The organism is Streptococcus oralis, assembly GCF_023109195.1.
Classification (GTDB): Bacteria; Bacillota; Bacilli; order Lactobacillales; family Streptococcaceae; genus Streptococcus; species Streptococcus oralis_BV.
On record NZ_JALDUB010000001.1, the window covers coordinates 181,058 to 201,724 of the forward strand.

Annotated in this window: 20 protein-coding genes and 1 pseudogene; 18 read left to right on the forward strand and 3 right to left on the reverse strand. The window is 41.3% G+C overall.

Features of this window, described 5'->3' with window-relative positions; genetic code table 11:
- Positions 1-15: 15 nt before the first annotated feature.
- A complete protein-coding gene (mntE, locus tag M1F65_RS00890; RefSeq protein WP_001076587.1) occupies positions 16-1,209 on the reverse strand; it encodes a CDF family manganese efflux transporter MntE in 1,194 nt (397 codons plus the stop codon).
- Between the two features lie 306 nt (positions 1,210-1,515).
- Between mntE and M1F65_RS00895 the strand changes: the two genes are divergently transcribed.
- The 5 genes from M1F65_RS00895 (at position 1,516) to yaaA (ending at position 7,360) form a co-directional block, all read left to right on the forward strand.
- Positions 1,516-4,212, forward strand: coding sequence for a cation-translocating P-type ATPase (locus tag M1F65_RS00895; RefSeq protein ID WP_247925295.1), 2,697 nt, complete (start codon positions 1,516-1,518; stop codon positions 4,210-4,212).
- 104 nt (positions 4,213-4,316) lie between these two features.
- Positions 4,317-4,727, forward strand: coding sequence for a peptide deformylase (locus M1F65_RS00900; protein ID WP_000415395.1), 411 nt, complete (start codon positions 4,317-4,319; stop codon positions 4,725-4,727).
- A gap of 11 nt (positions 4,728-4,738) precedes the next feature.
- On the forward strand, positions 4,739-6,334 hold the full coding sequence (locus M1F65_RS00905; protein ID WP_084944182.1) for a hypothetical protein: 1,596 nt from the start codon (positions 4,739-4,741) through the stop codon (positions 6,332-6,334).
- 86 nt (positions 6,335-6,420) lie between these two features.
- Positions 6,421-6,552 (forward strand): DUF3953 domain-containing protein, encoded by a 132-nt coding sequence (locus M1F65_RS00910; RefSeq protein WP_002874755.1) that lies wholly within the window; start codon positions 6,421-6,423, stop codon positions 6,550-6,552.
- A 79-nt stretch (positions 6,553-6,631) separates the two neighbouring features.
- Positions 6,632-7,360 carry a peroxide stress protein YaaA gene (gene yaaA / locus M1F65_RS00915; protein WP_247925296.1) on the forward strand — a complete coding sequence of 243 codons (729 nt, stop codon included), beginning with the start codon at positions 6,632-6,634 and terminating at the stop codon, positions 7,358-7,360.
- A gap of 31 nt (positions 7,361-7,391) precedes the next feature.
- Here yaaA and M1F65_RS00920 read toward each other — a convergent pair whose 3' ends face one another.
- Together M1F65_RS00920 and M1F65_RS00925 are read right to left on the reverse strand one after the other, a co-directional pair.
- Entirely contained in the window at positions 7,392-7,940 is a 549-nt protein-coding gene (locus tag M1F65_RS00920) for an NADPH-dependent FMN reductase (protein WP_247925297.1), read from the reverse strand.
- Between the two features lie 91 nt (positions 7,941-8,031).
- A complete protein-coding gene (locus M1F65_RS00925; protein WP_000816325.1) occupies positions 8,032-8,478 on the reverse strand; it encodes a MarR family winged helix-turn-helix transcriptional regulator in 447 nt (148 codons plus the stop codon).
- 118 nt (positions 8,479-8,596) lie between these two features.
- Here M1F65_RS00925 and M1F65_RS00930 point away from each other — a divergent pair, with 118 nt between their 5' ends.
- From M1F65_RS00930 to M1F65_RS00990, 13 genes and pseudogenes are all read left to right on the forward strand, one after another.
- Complete coding sequence (locus M1F65_RS00930; protein WP_247925298.1) at positions 8,597-9,073, forward strand: cell wall elongation regulator TseB-like domain-containing protein; 477 nt, start codon at positions 8,597-8,599, stop codon at positions 9,071-9,073.
- 9 nt (positions 9,074-9,082) lie between these two features.
- A complete protein-coding gene (locus tag M1F65_RS00935; RefSeq protein WP_247925299.1) occupies positions 9,083-10,261 on the forward strand; it encodes a pyridoxal phosphate-dependent aminotransferase in 1,179 nt (392 codons plus the stop codon).
- Positions 10,262-10,413: 152 nt separating this feature from the next.
- Positions 10,414-11,757 (forward strand): asparagine--tRNA ligase, encoded by a 1,344-nt coding sequence (gene asnS / locus M1F65_RS00940; protein WP_000167158.1) that lies wholly within the window; start codon positions 10,414-10,416, stop codon positions 11,755-11,757.
- Between the two features lie 148 nt (positions 11,758-11,905).
- A complete protein-coding gene (gene rpsF / locus M1F65_RS00945; RefSeq protein WP_001151782.1) occupies positions 11,906-12,196 on the forward strand; it encodes a 30S ribosomal protein S6 in 291 nt (96 codons plus the stop codon).
- 11 nt (positions 12,197-12,207) lie between these two features.
- Complete coding sequence (ssbA, locus tag M1F65_RS00950; RefSeq protein WP_000609595.1) at positions 12,208-12,678, forward strand: single-stranded DNA-binding protein SsbA; 471 nt, start codon at positions 12,208-12,210, stop codon at positions 12,676-12,678.
- A 31-nt stretch (positions 12,679-12,709) separates the two neighbouring features.
- The gene (rpsR, locus tag M1F65_RS00955; protein ID WP_000068664.1) at positions 12,710-12,949 is read left to right on the forward strand and encodes a 30S ribosomal protein S18; all 240 of its coding nucleotides are present in this window, start codon (positions 12,710-12,712) and stop codon (positions 12,947-12,949) included.
- Between the two features lie 359 nt (positions 12,950-13,308).
- Entirely contained in the window at positions 13,309-13,818 is a 510-nt protein-coding gene (locus M1F65_RS00960; protein ID WP_000858591.1) for a GNAT family N-acetyltransferase, read from the forward strand.
- A gap of 436 nt (positions 13,819-14,254) precedes the next feature.
- Positions 14,255-15,403 carry a non-hydrolyzing UDP-N-acetylglucosamine 2-epimerase gene (gene wecB, locus M1F65_RS00965; protein WP_000734436.1) on the forward strand — a complete coding sequence of 383 codons (1,149 nt, stop codon included), beginning with the start codon at positions 14,255-14,257 and terminating at the stop codon, positions 15,401-15,403.
- Positions 15,404-15,409: 6 nt separating this feature from the next.
- Positions 15,410-16,189, forward strand: coding sequence for a hypothetical protein (locus M1F65_RS00970; protein ID WP_000800615.1), 780 nt, complete (start codon positions 15,410-15,412; stop codon positions 16,187-16,189).
- Positions 16,190-16,331: 142 nt separating this feature from the next.
- Positions 16,332-17,643: pseudogene (locus M1F65_RS00975) on the forward strand (glycosyltransferase family 2 protein).
- Between the two features lie 8 nt (positions 17,644-17,651).
- Entirely contained in the window at positions 17,652-18,755 is a 1,104-nt protein-coding gene (locus M1F65_RS00980) for a family 8 glycosyl hydrolase (protein ID WP_049479214.1), read from the forward strand.
- A gap of 122 nt (positions 18,756-18,877) precedes the next feature.
- Complete coding sequence (locus M1F65_RS00985) at positions 18,878-20,278, forward strand: bifunctional Cof-type HAD-IIB family hydrolase/peptidylprolyl isomerase (protein WP_247925300.1); 1,401 nt, start codon at positions 18,878-18,880, stop codon at positions 20,276-20,278.
- A gap of 1 nt (position 20,279) precedes the next feature.
- Positions 20,280-20,639 carry a S1 RNA-binding domain-containing protein gene (locus M1F65_RS00990; protein ID WP_000689619.1) on the forward strand — a complete coding sequence of 120 codons (360 nt, stop codon included), beginning with the start codon at positions 20,280-20,282 and terminating at the stop codon, positions 20,637-20,639.
- Positions 20,640-20,667: the final 28 nt, after the last annotated feature.

Consider the following 20,667-nt stretch of genomic DNA (forward strand, 5'->3'; position numbering starts at 1 on the left):
ATCCACTGGATAGGGTCATTGTTTGTCTTCTTTTTTAGTTTCCTGATGGAAGATGTTTTGCCAAGTTTCATGGCGACGCCAGATACTGGTATGGACGATACCATCTAGCTCATAGCAAATGAGTTTGGTTTTCTGACTAATGGAGGTAATCTGAATGTCCTTAATCGCAGCACTAAGTTCTTTTTCAGACTTATAAGCCTCTTTATCCATCTGCTCTCCATCTTGACGGATATAGAGAAAGTCCTCAGCAAGGAGTTCTTCTAGCTGATTTCCTTGGTCAATCAATTGCTCACGCATGAGCAGTTTTTTATAGACATTGTCTAAAATCTCGTCCTCAGGTATGGGAGCTGGCTCGATATGGACATCGGTATCAAAGACTCCAAAACGCTCTTCCAGCATGGACTCGACCTGGTCCGCAATCTCATGACTTTCATAGACTGATAGGTCAGGATTCATTTCCAGGGTGATATCAAGGTAGATATTGCTACCGTAGGTCCGCCCTCTTTGGGACTTGACCTTACTAATCTTTGGAATCTCCATGATGGCCTTTTGGTAGTCCTCTAGCAGACGGTCATCAAAACCATCTGAAAGACTGAAGGAAGACTCGATAAAGATATCATAGGCTGTTTTTAAGATAAAGAAGGTGATGATGATAGCGACCAATTTATCCACGATAGGGTAATTGAAACTGCTGGCTAAGATAGCAATGGAAGTCCCAAGCGAGGTGACAGCATCGGAAAGATTGTCCTTAGCAGCTGCTTTGAGAGCCTTGGATTTGGATTTCTTACTGAGGCGTGTATTGTAGAGATAGACCACAAACATAATCGCTGCAGAAATGATTCCTAGAGTTGCACCCAGAGGATCAATGGGTGTTTGTTCCCGACTAAGGATTTTCTGAATGGTGTCCCGAAGTACATCAAAACCAACATAGAACATGATGATGGAAGTAATCAAGCTAGCCAAATCTTCAATCTTCCAGTGACCAAAGCTATGGTCACGGTCTGCAGGTTGGCGGGCCATCCGAATCCCAATCAAGAGAGCAACATTTCCAATAATATCGGATACGTTGTTGAAACCATCTGCCACCAAACTGGAAGAATGCAGGAGGTGACCAGTTGCCAATTTTGCTGCAGACAAGAGGAGGTAGGTTGAAATGCTGATAATGGCTCCACGTTCTGCCAATTTGAGATTTGACATGGATTGGTTCATCGGGCTTCCTTTCTAGTCATATAGTATTCTACCATTATACTGGTTTTCAAGGGAAAATTCAAATTTAGTCTTGTTTCATCTGATTTAAACCCTTGAAAATTGTTCAAATTTTGATATAATAGTACTACTCAAGGGAGTAGCTGGCAGAAACCTGTGATAGTGTCGTCATTCCGAATTGTATACTGAAAAGTATGTTTTCCGGCACTATCTTAAACAGCGAGACTTGTTATGATTAACAGGTCTCTTTTTGTTTGTCATAAAACTAAAAGAGAACCTGTTTTGCACACAATGTCAAGGAGGAGACACATGTCAAAAGAACAAAAACGCCAAGCGTTTTATACTCAAAGTCCTGAAGAGGTCTTGAAATCAGTTGAAGCTACTGAGCAAGGTCTTTCGTCAAGCGAAGCACAGCAACGCCTAGCTGAATATGGACGCAATGAACTGGAAGAGGGTGAGAAAAAATCTCTCCTAGTCAAGTTTATTGAGCAATTTAAGGATTTGATGATTATCATCCTAATTGCTGCGGCTATCTTGTCAGTCGTAACTTCTGGTGGGGAAGATATCGCAGATGCCATCATTATCCTTGCCGTGGTTATCATCAACGCTGCCTTCGGTGTTTACCAAGAAGGAAAAGCAGAAGAAGCCATCGAAGCCCTCAAGTCTATGTCTAGTCCAGCTGCTCGCGTTATTCGTGATGGGCATATGGCTGAGATTGATTCAAAAGAATTGGTACCAGGTGATATCGTTGCTCTTGAAGCAGGTGACGTGGTGCCAGCAGACCTACGATTGCTAGAAGCTAATTCTCTTAAAATCGAAGAAGCAGCCTTGACAGGTGAGTCTGTTCCAGTCGAAAAAGACTTGACTGTCGAGCTCTCTGCAGATGCTGGTATTGGTGACCGTGTCAATATGGCCTTCCAAAACTCAAATGTGACTTATGGTCGTGGTCTTGGCGTTGTTGTCAATACAGGTATGTACACGGAAGTGGGTCATATCGCTGGCATGCTCCAAGATGCGGATGAGACGGATACACCACTCAAACAAAACTTGAACAACCTTTCTAAGGTCTTGACCTATGCAATTTTGGTCATTGCCCTTGTTACTTTTGTAGTCGGAGTCTTCATTCAAGGTAAAAATCCACTTGGTGAGTTGATGACATCTGTTGCGCTTGCTGTTGCAGCCATCCCAGAAGGACTTCCTGCTATCGTGACCATCGTTCTTGCCCTTGGTACTCAAGTTTTGGCAAAACGAAACTCTATCGTTCGTAAGTTGCCAGCAGTTGAAACACTTGGTTCAACTGAGATCATCGCTTCTGATAAGACTGGTACGCTTACCATGAACAAGATGACAGTCGAAAAAGTCTTCTATGATGCAGTCCTACATGATTCAGCTGATGATATTGAACTAGGTCTTGAAATGCCTCTTCTTCGTTCTGTTGTTTTGGCTAATGATACTAAGATTGATGCAGAAGGAAACCTGATTGGGGATCCAACGGAAACAGCCTTCATCCAGTATGCCTTGGACAAGGGCTATGATGTTAAAGGATTTTTAGAGCAATATCCTCGTGTAGCTGAGTTACCATTTGACTCAGATCGTAAACTCATGTCAACGGTTCATCCATTACCAGATGGTAAATTCCTCGTAGCAGTCAAGGGAGCCCCTGACCAACTTTTGAAACGTTGTGTTGCTCGTGATAAGGCTGGAGATGTTGCTCCGATTGATGAGAAAGTTAATGACTTAATTCACACAAACAACTCTGAAATGGCTCACCAAGCCTTGCGTGTTCTTGCGGGTGCTTATAAGATTGTAGACAGCATTCCAGAAAACCTGACTTCTGAAGAGCTTGAAAACAACTTGATCTTTACTGGATTGATTGGAATGATTGACCCTGAACGTGCCGAAGCAGCAGAAGCTGTTCGTGTCGCTAAGGAAGCGGGAATCCGTCCAATCATGATCACTGGTGACCACCAAGATACAGCGGAAGCCATTGCCAAACGTTTGGGAATCATCGATGAAAATGACTCGGAAGACCATGTCTTGACTGGTGCTGAACTCAACGAACTTTCTGATGAAGAATTTGAAAAAGTCGTTGGTCAATACTCTGTCTACGCGCGTGTATCTCCAGAACACAAGGTTCGTATCGTCAAGGCTTGGCAAAAACAAGGTAAGGTTGTTGCTATGACAGGTGACGGTGTTAATGATGCGCCAGCTCTGAAAACAGCCGATATCGGTATCGGTATGGGAATCACTGGTACAGAGGTTTCTAAGGGGGCTTCTGACATGATTCTTGCAGATGATAACTTTGCGACCATTATCGTCGCAGTTGAAGAAGGACGCAAGGTCTTCTCAAACATTCAAAAGACTATTCAGTACTTACTTTCTGCCAATACTGCTGAAGTATTAACTATCTTCTTATCAACCTTGTTTGGTTGGGACGTCTTGCAGCCAGTTCATCTTTTGTGGATCAACTTGGTAACCGATACCTTCCCAGCTATCGCTCTTGGTGTTGAACCTGCTGAGCCAGGTGTTATGACCCACAAACCTCGTGGACGTAAGTCAAGCTTCTTCTCAGGTGGTGTTTTGAGTTCTATCATCTATCAAGGTGTACTCCAAGCAGCTATTGTTATGAGTGTTTATGGACTTGCAATTGCTTACCCAGTTCATGTGGGTGACAATCATGCCATTCATGCGGATGCCCTTACTATGGCCTTTGCAACCCTTGGTTTGATTCAACTATTCCATGCCTACAATGTCAAGTCTGTTTACCAATCCATCTTGACAGTTGGCCCATTCAAGTCTAAGACCTTTAACTGGTCCATCTTGGTATCCTTCATCCTTCTGATGGCGACCATCGTTGTAGAACCGCTTGAAGGAATCTTCCACGTAACCAAACTAAACTTGTCACAATGGGCCATTGTTCTAGCTGGAAGCTTCTCAATGATTATCATCGTCGAAATCGTCAAGTTTGTTCAACGTAAACTTGGTCTTGATAAGAACGCGATTTAAAAAGAAAGTCATCTTCGGATGGCTTTTTTTGCATTTGAGGGAAAGGACTAGAAGTTGCCCCCTTTTGTGCTATAATAAAGTAAAGTTGTAAGGAGCGTAAGAGAATGGAAAAGAGAATTGTCCGAGATGTCTTATTCTTGTCGCAGGTCTCGAAAGCTGCAAGTCAAGAAGACCTTTATCTGGCTAAGGATTTGCAGGATACCCTGCTGGCTAATCGAGAGACCTGTGTCGGTCTGGCGGCTAATATGATTGGTGTGCAGAAGCGCGTGATTATCTTTAATCTTGGTCTAGTTCCCATGGTTATGTTTAACCCCATTCTCCTTTCCTATAAAGGACCTTACGAGACAGAGGAAGGTTGTTTGTCTTTGACTGGGGTTCGAACGACGACTCGTTATGAAACGATTACGGTTTCCTATCGCGATAGCAAGTGGCAGGAACAGACCATTACGTTAACAGGCTTTCCAGCTCAGATATGCCAACATGAACTGGATCATTTGGAAGGACGGATTATTTAGGAGGAATTCAGATGAAACGCATACTATTTGAACTTGTTTTTATCGCAACGACTTGGTATATCTTTTTACCACCCTTCAATCTGACTAGTTGGGAATTCATCTTCTTTCTCTGTGGGCATTTGGTGGTGATGGGGATTTTGTTTAGTTTCCGCAAGGATACCAATCTCCTCAAAACTGTTCACCTACGCCATGGCAAGGCTACCAAAGATCTCAATCTAGAAGGATTCCTTTTTACCAAACTTAGTAGAGGATTGTTTCTGGCTGCAGGTATCATCTTTGCCCTTGCTGGTCTGGTAAGCCTGGTAACCTCTAGCTTTTTCCAAGCAAAAAATTATGCTAATGTGGTATCTATCACAGAAAAAGATTTTAAAGATTTTCCCAAGAGTGATACCAGCAAGGTTCCAATCCTAGATCGGAGTACCGCCGAAAAGATTGGAGACCGTTATCTAGGCTCTCTGACGGATAAGGTCTCCCAGTACGTAGCAGCAGATACTTATACCCAGTTGACGGTTGATGGCAAGCCCTATCGGGTTACACCTTTGGAGTATGCCGACCCGATCAAATGGTTTAATAATCAGTCCAAGGGAATTGGCGAGTATATCAAGGTTGATATGGTGACAGGAAATGCGGAATTGGTGGATTTAAAAACGCCAATGAAGTATTCAGACTCTGAGTATTTTAACCGAGACGTCAAACGTCATCTTCGGATCAAGTACCCAACCAAGATTTTTAAAACGCCTTCCTTTGAGGTGGATGATGAAGGCAATCCTTACTATGTAGCAACCGTTTATCAAAAACAGTTTGGTCTAGGAGTCCCTCGTCCTTCGTCTGTTATTATCTTAGACGCCACCAATGGAGAAACCAAGGAATACAGCTTGGATGAAGTCCCAGAATGGGTGGATCGTGTCTATCCAGCAGAAGAAACCATCGAACAAATCAACTACAACGGTAAGTATAAAGACGGCTTCTGGAATGCCTTGATTTCTAAGAAAAACGTTACCCAAACGACAGAAGGCTATAACTATCTTTCTATCGGAAATGACATTTATCTCTACACTGGGGTGACTTCAGCCAACGCTGACGAAAGTAATCTAGGATTTATCCTTGAAAATATGCGCACTGGTGAAATCACCAAGTACAATCTAGCATCAGCAACCGAAGAATCAGCCCGTGCTTCTGCAGAGGGAGCAGTGCAAGAGAAGGCCTACAAGGCTACCTTCCCTATTCTTGTCAATCTCAATGACAAGCCTCTTTATATCATGGGCTTGAAAGATAACGCAGGCTTGGTCAAGGAGTATGCATTGGTCGATGCCGTGGAGTATCAAAATGTCATCGTAGCAACTACGGTAGATGAACTCCTCAGCAAGTATGCCAATAAAAATGACCTCGACCTGGATAATGAAACGGTAGAAAACATCAAGGGAGTGGTTTCAGATCTTAAATCAGCTGTCATCAAGGGGGATACCGTCTACTTCTTTAAAGTTGATGGGAAGATTTATAAGGTCAAGGCTTCCGTATCAGATGACCTTCCTTACCTTGAAAATGGCCAATCCTTTGAAGGTCAAGTTGGAAAAGATAATTATCTCAAGACCTTTAAAGTACAATAATACTCTTCAAAAATCAAATTCAAACTACGTCAGCGTCGCCTTGCCGTACTCAAGTACTGCCTGCGGCTAGCTTCCTAGTTTGCTCTTTGATTTTCATTGAGTATAAAAATAGGTTTTCTCAGTTCAAGGAGAAAAAAGATAAATTCTTATCTATCTTAACAAGCTTAGCTGGCACAGCCCTTGTTCTCGTGGCTATCTGGTTAGGATGGCCAAAATAAACAGAGAAACCTCGGTATGAACCGAGGTTTTTAAGATGAAATTCTTGGTAGTGGTTGAAAAATATGCTACACTAACAATATGAAAATTATAATCCCAACAGCAAAAGAAATGAACACAGACCATCCTTGTATCGAAGCGCTCCCTTTGAGGGAAGAAAGTCAGGCAGTCCTTGAATCACTGGCGCATTACTCAGCTAGTGAATTAGAGACTTTTTATAAGGTATCTGTCGAGAAAGCAGAAGAAGAGTACGGCCATATTCAAGCTTTAAAAGATCACAGGGCTAAACATTATCCAGCCTTGAAACTTTTCGATGGTCTCATGTATCGTCACATCAAACGAAATGGGTTAACCGAAGCTGAACAAACCTATCTTGAAAATCATGTCCTAATTACCTCGGCTTTATACGGTGTTGTCCCCGCCTTGTCGCCCATGGCTCCTCACCGTTTGGACTTTCTGATGAAGTTAAAAGTAGCTGGTAAGACTTTAAAGAGTCATTGGAAGTCAGCCTACGATGAGGTCCTACAAGATGAGAACTTGATATTCTCACTCCTATCATCAGAGTTTGAAACCGTATTTTCTAAGGAAATTAGAGAAAAGATGGTGACCTTCAAATTTATGGAGGATAAGGCAAGTCAGTTGAAAATCCACTCAACTATTTCAAAAAAAGCCCGTGGCGCCTTTTTGACCGCCTTGATAGAGGGGCAAGTCCAAACAGTCGAACAAGCTCGCCAGCTCAGTTTTGCAGGTTTTGACTACCAACCTGATTTATCCAGTGACTTAGAACTCGTCTTTGTGAAACAAGCATAAAACCAGCTCATTCGAGCTGGTTTTTGCTGTATTAGTTGATGGCTGCAAGAATGTCGTCCGCTTGTTTTGCAAGTGATGAAGCAGTTGCTTCTTCTAACACCAATTTTCCATCTGTCCAAGCAGAGTCATTGACACGAGCAGCTGTAAAATCACCAACGACTTGTGTACGGATAAATGGCAAGAGGTCTTTATAAATAGCAAAGAGTTGATCGTGACCAGCATTGGCTACAGATGAGACAGTAACAAACTTGTCTTGGAGGGCAGAAGCACCACGTGTATCAGACAAGTCAATGGCGCGAGAGAGCCAGTCAAGCAAGTTTTTCACTGTTCCAGGGATAGAGAAGTTGTAGACTGGAGAGAAGATCCAGATAGCATCCGCAGCAAGGACTGCTTCACGAGCAGCAGCTACAGCTGGATGAGTTGGAACTTCCAAATCTTGGCTGAAGAGAGGAACAGCTGAGTAATCAAGATAGCTAACTTCTGCTTTTCCAGCAAGTGCTTTTTCAGCTTCGAGGGCCATTTGGTGGTTGAAAGAACCTTGGCGAAGTGAACCGACGATAAATAGTACTTTTTTAGACATGATGTGTCTCCTTTAGTTTAAAATTCAAAGAGCGAGCCCTTTTGTTACCATCTATGTTACAACAAATGATACTAATTAGCAATAATTTTGCTCACAAATTTTTAAATTTTTTTAAAATGCGGATTAAATCTTCCTTTTCGCCATCTTCCAAGATGCTGAGTGCTTCTACGATCGAATCGATATGGTCAGGAAGAACCTCTTCGATTTTTCTGCGTCCTGCAGGTGTTAATTTCAGGAAAAAAGAGCGACGATCCTTGGAGTCGCAAGTTCTAGAAATCCACCCATCTCGAACCATATTTCGAATGACAACAGTCATGTTTCCAGAAGTGGCCAACATTTTTTCAATCAAATCCTGAATGCGTAGTTCCCCCTTGCTATAGAGGGTTTCCAAAACTGAAAATTGAGTGGGTGTTAGCCCGTGTTCTTTAGCGGCTTTGGCTTCATATGGTTTAAAGGTTCGTAGGGCTTTATTGAGGACGATAGCTGTTTTTAAGTCTAGTTGATTATCGGAAATTTTCTTTTTCAAATATTGTTTCATAAGGTTATTTTATCAATAATGAGAGAGAAAAACAAGAACTTACATTTTATAGGAAAAGAATCTTAGAATGTTCCTGTCTTCACTTGTAATAAAGAAGGAGAGATGGTAAAATAGACGAGTGAAACTAAGACAGAAAAAAGCAAAAAACAAGCTACTTTTACAGTATGGAATCGGCATTGCTCTGGTAGTACTAGTCATGACCACTTCCTTCCTTTATCTGATATCACTCAGCATGAAACCCTATCAAGATGCTAGAGTTGAGGGAGAAAAACTAGCCAAGCAGTATGCAGAATTGGAAAAGGCAGATCAGGTTGATTTCTATAATGGACTAGAAGGTTATTACAGCATTTTAGGACATAATAAAAAGCAAGAGGCCATTGCCGTACTGATTGAAAAAAATGACCACAAGATTTATGTTTATCAGCTTGATAAAGGGATTTCTCAAGACAAGGCAGCGACGATTTCGAGGGAAAAAGGTGCTAGTGACATTGACAAAGTCACTTTTGGTCGCTATCAGGACAAGCCGATTTGGGAAGTTAAGTCAGGAAACCAGTACTATCTAGTTGACTTTGAAACAGGAGCAGTGATCCAATAAGGAGGGCATATGAAACTATCCAAACGTGTACTAGAGATGGAAGAAAGCGTCACTCTAGCCAGTGATGCAAGAGCCAAAGCATTAAAAGCTCAGGGAAAAGATGTTCTTTTCTTAACCTTGGGACAGCCTGATTTTCATACTCCTGAAAACATTCAGGATGCAGCGATAGAAGCGATTCGAGATGGACGAGCTTCCTTTTATACAGTTGCTTCAGGCCTACCAGAGTTAAAAGCGGCGGTTAATACCTATTTTGAACGCTACTATGGGTATTCCGTAGCGGCTAACGAGGTTACCTTTGCCACAGGTGCTAAGTTCTCTCTCTATACCTTTTTTATGGCCGTGGTCAATCCAGGTGATGAGGTCATCATCCCTACACCATACTGGGTTAGTTATGGAGACCAAGTCAAGATGGCAGAAGGTGTGCCAGTTTTTGTCCAGGCCAAGGAAGACAATTACTTTAAAGTAACAGTAGAGCAGCTAGAAGCAGCGCGAACAGATAAGACCAAGATCTTAGTTCTCAATTCACCATCGAATCCGACTGGTATGATATACTCTCGTGAGGAACTCTTGGCTATCGGAAATTGGGCTGTTGCGCATGATGTCCTTATCCTAGCAGATGATATTTACGGTCGTCTGGTTTATAACGGAAACGAATTTGTTCCAATTTCTAGTTTGTCAGAAGCCATTCGCAAGCAAACCATTGTGATTAACGGTGTATCTAAGGCCTATGCCATGACTGGTTGGCGGGTAGGTTATGCTGTGGGAAATCCTGAAATTATCGCTGCTATGAGCAAATTGACAGGACAAACGACTTCAAATCTGACAGCAGTATCTCAATATGCAACGATTGAGGCGCTGACTGGACCGCAAGACTCTGTTGAAACCATGCGTCAAGCCTTTGAAGAACGTTTGAATACCATTTATCCACTCTTGTGCCATGTGCCAGGATTCGAAGTTGTCAAGCCCCAAGGTGCCTTCTATCTCTTCCCAAATGTTAAAAAAGCGATGGAAATGAAGGGGTATACCGATGTGACAGAGTTTACAACGGCTATTCTCGAAGAAGTCGGACTGGCCTTGATTACGGGAGCTGGATTTGGAGCACCAGAAAATGTTCGTCTCAGCTATGCCACAGACTTGGATACATTAAAAGAAGCTATTCGTCGTTTGCATCAATTTATGGAAAAATAAAACTTAGAATCTTCGCCTTTTTAGCGAAGATTTTTTGTAACGAAAATCTCGCGATTTTTCTCTAGTAGAACCTAGCTATCGCTGTCTATTTATGGTAAAATAGTGGGTAATGATGTCTTCGGACAAGTTAAACGAAAAAAGGAAGATAGATTATGACAAAACGTGTAACAATTATCGATGTAAAAGACTACGTTGGTCAAGAAGTGACCATCGGGGCCTGGGTTGCCAACAAATCTGGAAAAGGGAAAATTGCCTTCTTGCAATTGCGTGATGGAACAGCCTTCTTCCAAGGAGTCGCCTTCAAACCAAACTTTGTAGAAAAATTTGGTGAAGAAGTGGGACTTGAGAAGTTTGATGTCATCAAACGCCTAAGCCAAGAAACGTCTGTTTATGTGACAGGGATTGTCAAAGAAGACGAACGTTCTAAGTTTGGCTATGAGCTCGATATCACAGACATCGAAGTGATCGGTGAATCTCAAGACTACCCAATCACTCCAAAAGAACACGGAACAGACTTCTTGATGGACAACCGTCACTTGTGGCTCCGTTCTCGTAAGCAAGTAGCGGTCATGCAAATCCGTAACGCTATTATCTATGCAACTTATGAGTTCTTCGACAAGAACGGCTTCATGAAGTTTGATAGCCCAATCCTTTCAGGAAATGCAGCAGAAGATTCAACAGAACTCTTTGAAACAGATTACTTCGGAACGCCAGCCTACTTGAGCCAGTCAGGTCAGCTTTATCTTGAAGCGGGTGCTATGGCCCTTGGTCGTGTCTTTGACTTTGGTCCAGTATTTCGTGCGGAAAAATCAAAAACGCGCCGTCACTTGACTGAGTTCTGGATGATGGATGCGGAGTATTCTTACTTGACACATGATGAGTCACTTGACCTGCAAGAAGCTTATGTAAAAGCTTTGCTCCAAGGTGTATTGGATCGTGCTCCCCAAGCCTTGGAAACATTGGAGCGTGATACAGAACTTTTGAAACGCTACATTGCTGAGCCATTTAAACGTATCACTTACGATCAAGCCATTGACCTTTTGCAAGAACATGAAAACGATGAAGATGCAGACTACGAGCATTTGGAACATGGAGATGACTTCGGTTCACCACACGAAACTTGGATTTCAAACCACTTTGGTGTGCCAACTTTCGTTATCAACTATCCAGCAGCTATCAAGGCCTTCTACATGAAACCAGTTCCTGGAAATCCAGAACGCGTGCTTTGTGCAGACTTGCTTGCACCAGAAGGCTATGGAGAAATCATCGGTGGTTCCATGCGTGAGGAAGACTACGACGCCCTTGTCGCTAAGATGGAAGAACTTGGTATGGATCGTACAGAGTACGAATTCTACCTTGACCTTCGTAAATACGGTACAGTTCCACATGGTGGATTTGGGATCGGTATCGAACGTATGGTAACCTTTGCAGCTGGTACAAAACACATCCGAGAAGCGATTCCATTCCCACGTATGTTGCACCGTATCAAACCATAAACTAGTAAAAAGAAGATATTTTCATCTTCTTTTTTCACTTTTATCTTGCTATCTATCAGTTTTTCTAGTATAATAGTTTATTGTGAGCAAACCTCACTTACCCCTTGCAAAGACTAGGGGTCATTAGACCAAAAGGAGGAACATATCAATGGCTAAATACGAAATTCTTTATATCATTCGTCCAAACATTGAAGAAGAAGCGAAAAACGCTTTGGTAGCACGTTTTGACTCTATCTTGACTGACAACGGTGCAACTGTTGTTGAATCAAAATCATGGGAAAAACGTCGTCTTGCATACGAAATCCAAGATTTCCGTGAAGGACTTTACCACATCGTTAACGTTGAAGCAAACGACGACGCAGCTCTTAAAGAGTTTGACCGTCTTTCAAAAATCAACGCTGACATTCTTCGTCACATGATCGTCAAACTTGACGCGTAAGAAGGTAAATTATGATTAACAATGTTGTACTTGTAGGGCGTATGACACGTGACGCTGAGTTGCGTTATACCCCATCAAATGTAGCAGTTGCGACTTTTACTCTTGCAGTAAACCGTACATTTAAGAGTCAAAATGGCGAACGTGAGGCTGATTTCATCAATGTCGTTATGTGGCGCCAACAGGCTGAAAATCTTGCCAACTGGGCTAAAAAAGGCTCTCTTATCGGGATCACAGGCCGTATCCAGACTCGTAGTTACGATAACCAGCAAGGACAACGTGTCTACGTAACAGAAGTCGTGGCTGAGAATTTCCAAATGTTGGAAAGCCGCGGAGTGCGTGAAGGACATTCAGGTGGAGCTTATTCTGCACCAACTGCTGGTCAATCAGCACCTGCAAACCCAGTACCAGACTTTTCACGTTCTGAAAATCCATTTGGAGCAACCAATCCATTGGACATTTCAGATGATGATTTACCATTTTAATGGACAATTAATACTATAAAGGAGAAAAAACATGGCTCAACAACGTCGTGGCGGATTCAAACGCCGTAAAAAAGTTGATTACATCGCAGCAAACAAAATTGAATATGTTGATTACAAAGATACTGAGCTTCTTAGCCGTTTCGTTTCAGAACGTGGGAAAATCCTTCCTCGTCGTGTAACAGGAACTTCAGCTAAAAACCAACGTAAAGTAACAACAGCTATCAAACGCGCACGCGTAATGGCTTTGATGCCTTTCGTAAACGAAGATTAAAAAAGAGGTCCAGTGGACCTCTTTTTCATGAGCTTGAAAATAAGAAAGCGAATTAAGACCCGGGTGGGTCTTTTTTTACGAGCATGGAAATGAGAGAGCGAGTTGAGGTCCAGTGGACCTCTTTTTCATGAGCTCGGAAATAAGAAAGCGAATTAAGATCCATATGGGTCTTTTTTTCACGAGCCTTGAAATGAGAGAGCGAATTGAGGTCCAGTGGACCTCTTTTTCAGATTTTTATAGGATTTTGTTAGAAAGGATTCCCTGTTGACCTAGTAAGATTCTTTTGTCTTACTAGGTTTTTTCTTTTAATCTTTATTATCGTGCTATAATGGTAGGAGAAAGCTATAAAGGAGCAGCTTATGAAGACGACATGTTCAATTAGAAAAATGCAAGAATCTGACATACAAGAACTATCTCGAGGATTTATCAGCCAAGGTTGGCCAAGTAGAGAGGAGATTTTAACTCGATACTTTAAGGAGCAAGAAAGTGGGGAGAGAGAAGTCTTAGTTGCAGAGGTTGAGGGTGCTTTAGCGGGTTATATCACAATTTTGTCCTGCGCTAAGCAGGGGCCTTTTGCAGAAATCTATCCAGAACTCTCAGATTTTAATGTCTTTGAACCTTTTCAAAATCAAGGTATTGGAAATCTCTTGCTGGAAGAAGCAGAAAAACAAGTTAGGCTCATATCGGATAAGGTGACCCTTGGTGTTGGGCTCCATTCAGGGTATGGACCTGCCCAGAGATTATACATCAAACGAGGCTATATTCCAGATGGGACGGGTGTTTGGTATCAGAACCATCAACCGGCCATGAATGCGGTTTGTGAAGATATCGGAGAATTGGTCTTGTATCTGTCGAAAAATTTGTTTTAAGACAGATTTTATAAGATTTAAATTTTAAATATAGTAAACAATCACAGTCCCTTTTTCATTCGGAAAAGGGATTTTTTGTTTGAAATTGTTTGATTTATTCCTCAAAGTGGTAGAATATAATTGTTTGAATTATCAAGATAAAAATAAATATCAAAAAAAACATATAAGGTTTAGTTTTTTTAAATACGGATTCTTTTGAAAAGTCTTAAAATTTCCTAAAATAAGGCTTTTTAAAGGTTGTAAATAATATTGTTACAAAAAGGTTACAAATTGTTAAAATTAAATTAAATGCAATAATATAATTTGGAAAAAATTTGACATATAAATTAATTGACGGTAAAATAATTAAGATAATCAAATTAATTGATTTGCGCAATAATTCGATATAAAGATTAATCTGATGTGTCAAATTTTATTATAGTAGAAGGATAGCGTAATGAAGAAACTGAAAGTGATGGTTGTTTTTGGAACACGACCAGAAGCTATTAAAATGGCCCCTTTAGTGTTAGAATTGCAAAAACATAGTGACAGCATTGAGACGATCACAGTTGTGACAGCTCAGCACCGTCAAATGCTTGATCAAGTTCTTGAAACGTTTAGCATCGAGCCACATTATGACCTGGATATTATGGGGAAAAATCAATCCCTCTTAGACATTACTGGAAAAATTTTAGAAAAGTTTGATCCAGTTGTTAAGCAAGAACTTCCAGATATAATTCTTGTTCATGGAGATACAACAACAACTTTTGCAGCAAGTTTAGTTGCTTTCTATAATCAGGTACGAATCGGCCACGTTGAAGCTGGCCTAAGGACATTTGATAAGTATTCTCCTTTCCCAGAAGAAATGAATCGTCAGATGACTGATAACCTAGCGGATCTCTATTTTGCTCCAACTAGTGAGAGTAAAGAAAATCTCCTCAAGGAAAATCACCCTGAGTCTGCTATTGTCATTACGGGAAATACAGCCATTGATGCCTTGAAACTAACCGTTCAATCGGATTACTATCATGAAGTTTTAGATCAATTGGATCCAGATAAGAAACTTGTATTAGTAACCATGCATCGTCGTGAGAATCAAGGTCAACCAATGAGAAATGTCTTTGCAGCTTTACGTGAGATGGTCGATCTTCATCAGGAAATTGAAGTTGTTTATCCTGTTCACCTTAGCCCTGCTGTGCAAGAAGCAGCAAACGATATCTTAGCTGGTCACGATCGTATTCACTTGATTGAGCCTTTAGATGTACTTGATTTTCATAATTTGGCTTCAAGAAGCTATTTTATCATGACTGACTCTGGAGGTGTTCAGGAAGAGGCGCCTTCTCTCGGCAAACCTGTCCTTGTCCTTCGTGACACAACGGAACGTCCAGAAGGTGTTCGTGCAGGAACCTTGAAGCTAGTTGGTACGGATCCAGTACGTGTGAAAGAAGCGATGGCAGCACTCTTAACAGATGAAACTCTTTATAGACAAATGTCTCAGGCACCAAATCCTTATGGAGATGGAAGAGCCTCTGAACGAATCGTACAATCCATTCAACAGTACTTTGGGGCAGCGACTTCTGTATCGGAATTCAAAGGGGGGAAATAAGATAAAATGAAAAATTGGAGTCAATTTAAAAACTGGCTTATGGCTTTGCTTGCTTGTGAGGTCATTCTTTTGGTGCTTTGTTTTTTGTATGCTCGAGCAATCATTTTAGAACAAATCTTTTTTTTAGCTTTAGCCTTGTTTGCAGTGTTGGTATTATCTGACCTTTTGCTTACTTGGACCCTTATCTTAGCATTTGGTTTTGGACTTATCGTTTTGGTTGCGGGTGTGGTTTATATCCCGATCATTCAACTGGTCTTTTTATTAATCAGTTTTCCTCTTTTGATTGGGATTCTACTTAAGGTTCGTTATTATTTCTTCAAGGTGGCCTCAAAGGTCCAAGAACAGGAAGACGAAGCGCGAGCAGATTACCAAGCGATGGTCACTGAACAAAGTGATGTTACGGTTCAATCTCTATTGATTCATTGGGCACATGAAGATTTGTTCTTCCAGATTAAACCGAAAGAACATAACCAGATGCTCAGTAGCATTCAAGAGGTAATTGCTCAGGAATTGAGCTACAATGATAAACTCTATTACGTTTCGGATGGTAATTTTCTCGTTCTATCCAGTAAAAGCCAACATTCTTTGAAGGAACTTTATTTGAATGGTTTGCAGGAGAAACTGAGCAGTTTAGTTTTTCATGGAGAAGATGGCAATCAAGGAATTCAGTTCCAAACAGGCTATTTGGTGATTAACTCTGATAATAAAGATAAATACCAAGACTACGCGGATGTCGCCAGTCATCTCAAACGTCAACTAGAGACAGATGTAATTGTGGAATATTAGGAGGGGAACATGACTTTAACCGAACTATTTTTTGGTATTGCTTTGGGACTCAGTCTCGCCTTTGGCATTTGTTTTATCATACTATTTATTGCATACAATATTCTTTACCATCGAGTAAACAAAAATTTTAAGGCGGTGAATCATGATTAGTCAAATGTTAATGATTTTTACCTTGCTTACAATTTGGATTTCTCTAGCATGGGGCTTGGTAATTCTCTTTTCGGCAGTACACTTTTGGTTTAAACACAGTGATTTTCGTGTAGACACTTCGCCTCTACCTTATTATCCTAAGGTAACGATTGTTGTTCCTGCCCATAATGAGGATGTGGTTATTGCCCAAACGGCAAAAGCTATCTTGGATATGAACTATCCTCACGACCGTGTGGAGTTGCTCTTGTTTGCGGATAACTGTTCGGATAACACCTATGCAGAATGTTTGTCTGTACAAGCCATGCCTGAATATGCAGGAAGAAATCTAACCATTATCGACCGTACTGGTACGGGAGGAAAAGCGGGCGTTCTAAACGATGCTTTGGAGATGGCAACAGGCGAATACATCTGTGTTTATGATGCAGATGCCATGCCTGAAAAAAAATGCTCTTTATTTCCTTGTCAAAGAAGTGATGAAGGATCCAGAACGTCATGTGGCATCTTTTGGCCGCAACAAGACTCGAAACGCCAACCAAAATTTCTTGACTCGTTGTATCAACCAAGAGATCGTTGTTACTCAGCGCGTGCACCACGTTGGGATGTGGCATCTCTTTAAAATTGGGCGTATCCCAGGAACCAACTTTATCATTCAAACCGACTTTGTAAAGAGTATCGGTGGTTGGAAAAATGGTGCCTTAACTGAGGATACCGATATTTCCTTCAAAATCATGCAGAGTGGTAAATTGATTGCCCTTGCCTATAATTCAGAGGCTTTCCAACAAGAACCTGAGACCTTAAAGAGTTACTATATGCAGCGGAAACGTTGGGCGAAAGGAAATTATGAAGTTGTTCTCTCGAACTTTAAGCATTTATTTGGCAGAGCAAACTGGCGCGTTAAACTAGAAGTCTTTAACTATTCTTGTGTTTTCTTTTGGTTTAACTTTGCTATTGTTCTTTCGGATTTGATTTTCCTAGCGAATGTGCTAGCGATCTGTCTTAATCTTTTCTTCCCAGATGTCAGGGTTCCATTTGCTTTTGATGCGGACAATATCTACATCGCTCAGCTCATGCTCTTTAACTGGATTCTCATGATTGGTCTCTATTTGATGCAAATTATGACAGCATTGGCAAGTCAATTTGGACAAGCAACAACTAAACAAATCTGGTTAGCCCTGGCAGCCTATTTCTCTTATGCACAGATGTTTATCGTTGTATCCATTGATTCCATTTCTTCAATCGTGCTGGATAAAGTACTCCGACGAAAAGAAACCAAGTGGGTTAAAACCAAGCGATTTGCAGGATAGGAGGTTCTATGAAAACGAATAAATTAAAATATGTCTGGTTTGTGCTCATTCTTTCTATCTTTTGTTTAGCCTTGTTTTTGGCAAGAGGAAGGACTAAAATCGAGATGCGTAATCGAATTTACAGCCAATGGAGCCAACAGTTCCTTGTTACAAAAGGCAATCAGTCTTATGTTCGTACGACGAATGATTCTGAGGGAACAACAGTTCTATCTGAAGCCCAAAGTTACGGCATGCTCATAACGGTTTTAGCAGCCCAAAAAGGGCAAGCAAGTCAAGCAGATTATGAGAGTCTTTATCGCTATTATCAAAATCATCGTATTGAGGGAACGCAGTTGATGTCTTGGAAGCAAGTGATCAAAAATGATAGCGAAACGGTCGAGAAACAAAATGCAACTGATGGAGATCTCTATATCGCTTATTCTTTAATTGAAGCTGCCAAACAGTGGCCAGATAAGGCGCAGGAATACCAAGAGCAAGCTAAAAAAATCTTGGATGATATCCTTAAGTACAACTACAATGAAGAGACAGGTGTTTTAACAGTAGGAAACTGGGCAAACAAGGATTCTGATTATTATTACTTGATGCGGACATCTGATACTCTTCCTCACTATTTCCAGTCTTTCTATGACCTGACTGGAAACAAACAGTGGTTAGATGTTAAGGATAAGATGCTTGGGCAATTGGAGCAAATCAGTTCTCATTCTGATACGGGTCTCTTGCCAGACTTTATCTGGGCTGAGAAGTCAGGGGCACGTCTTGTTGATGCCAACACTATCGAATCTCAATACGATGGGGCGTACTCTTATAACGCTTGCCGTTTGCCTTATCACTTGTCACAGAGCCAGGATGAAAGAAGCCAAAAACTCGTTCAAAAGATGATGGATTTCTTTATGAAAGAGCAACGCATTTATGCTGGCTATGACTTGAATGGAACGGCCCTCAATCAATACCAGGCAGGTAGTTTCTTGGCACCGATTACCTACGCGTCTGACAAGGGAGAAGGCTATCTGAAACTTCTTCAGCAAAATAAATACATTTTCACACAAGATTTACCTTCGGACAACTACTATGATGCAACGATGATTACCATGATTGCTCTAGAGATGTTCTAGGATGAAAAGAGAGGGCTAGTTTTTCTGGCTCTCTTTTTGATAGGATTTTCATCTTTTTTCATAAAGGGAATTTCATCAGCTTTATGGTATAATGGAAAGAGTGATGGAAAAGAGGTAGAGAGATGGATGCGAAATTAAAATACAAGGCAAAAAAGATTAAAATCGTCTTTTTTGATATTGATGATACCTTGCGTACGTCAAAGACAGGTTTTATTCCAGCTACAATTCCCACTGTCTTTAAACAGTTACGTGAAAAAGGAATTTTAACAGGAATTGCCTCTGGTCGTGGTATTTTCGGTGTCGTTCCAGAGATTCGAGAGCTCAAACCTGACTTTTTTGTAACCCTAAATGGGGCCTATATAGAAGATAAAAAAGGTCAGGTCATTTATCAACATCAGATTGACAAGTCAGATGTTGAGGAGTATGTCTCTTGGACGAAGGAAGAGGGAATTGAGTATGGTTTAGTTGGAAGTCATTCTGCTAAACTCTCCACGCGAACAGAACTGATCAGTGAGGCTATTGATCCCATTTATCCAAACTTGGATGTGGATCCTAACTTCCATGAAAAAGCGGACATTTACCAGATGTGGACCTTTGAGGAAAAAGGGGATGACTTGCGGTTACCAGATAGTCTCTCTGGTAAACTTCGCATGGTGCGTTGGCATGAACATTCATCAGATATCGTGCCGATTTCAGGTTCAAAAGCCACTGGTGTTGCCAAGGTTGTAGAACATCTAGGCTTGAAACCAGAGAATGTTATGGTCTTTGGGGATGGTCTCAATGACTTGGAACTCTTTGATTATGCTGGAATCAGTATTGCTATGGGTGTTTCCCATGATAAAATCAAAGAAAAAGCAGATTATATTACAAAAACAGTAGAAGAAGATGGCATTTTTGATGCCTTAGAAGGATTTGGTATGGTAGAAAAAGAATTGCATTTCCCACAAGTAGACATTGAAGCAGTAGAAGGTCCGCTTGCGACCATTAAAACAAATCACGGAGACTTGCGTATCAAGCTCTTCCCTGAACATGCTCCCAAAACAGTAGCCAACTTTGTTGCTCTGTCAAAAGACGGTTACTATGATGGTGTGATTTTCCATCGTATTATCAAGGACTTTATGATCCAAGGTGGAGATCCAACTGGTACTGGTATGGGTGGTGAGTCAATCTACGGCGACTCTTTTGAAGATGAATTTTCAGAAGAACTTTACAATATCCGTGGTGCCCTTTCTATGGCCAATGCGGGTCCAAATACCAATGGTAGCCAGTTCTTTATCGTTCAAAACCAACATTTGCCGTACTCTAAGAAAGAGATTGCGCGTGGTGGCTGGCCTGAACCAATCGCTGAGATTTATGCAGAACAAGGTGGAACTCCTCACCTTGACCGTCGCCATACTGTTTTTGGGCAATTGGTGGACGCAGAATCGTTTGCGGTCTTGGATGCCATTGCAGCTGTTGAGACTGGTGCAATGGACAAACCAGTTGAAGATGTAGTAATTGAAACGATTGAAATTGAGGACTAGAATGAAAATTGGTGATAAGCTAACTGGGCGTATTACAGGAATTCAGCCCTATGGTGCCTTTGTTGAGTTAGAGACAGGGGTGACAGGGCTGATTCACATCTCGGAGATTCGGACGGGATTTATTGAAAATATCTATGACATTTTAAAAATTGGTGATGAAGTCCAAGTTCAGGTGGTGGATTTTGACGAATACACTGGGAAGGCTAGTCTTTCTATCCGTACCTTGGAAGAGGAAAAACATCAATTGCCAAGACGGAGACGTTTTTCAAATGATCGGATCAAGCACGGTTTTGCACCACTTGGACGAATGATGCCTGTTTGGACGCGTGAGGCATTAGAGCATTTAAAGAAGAAGCCATAAATACGATTATCTAAACCATTTGTAATAT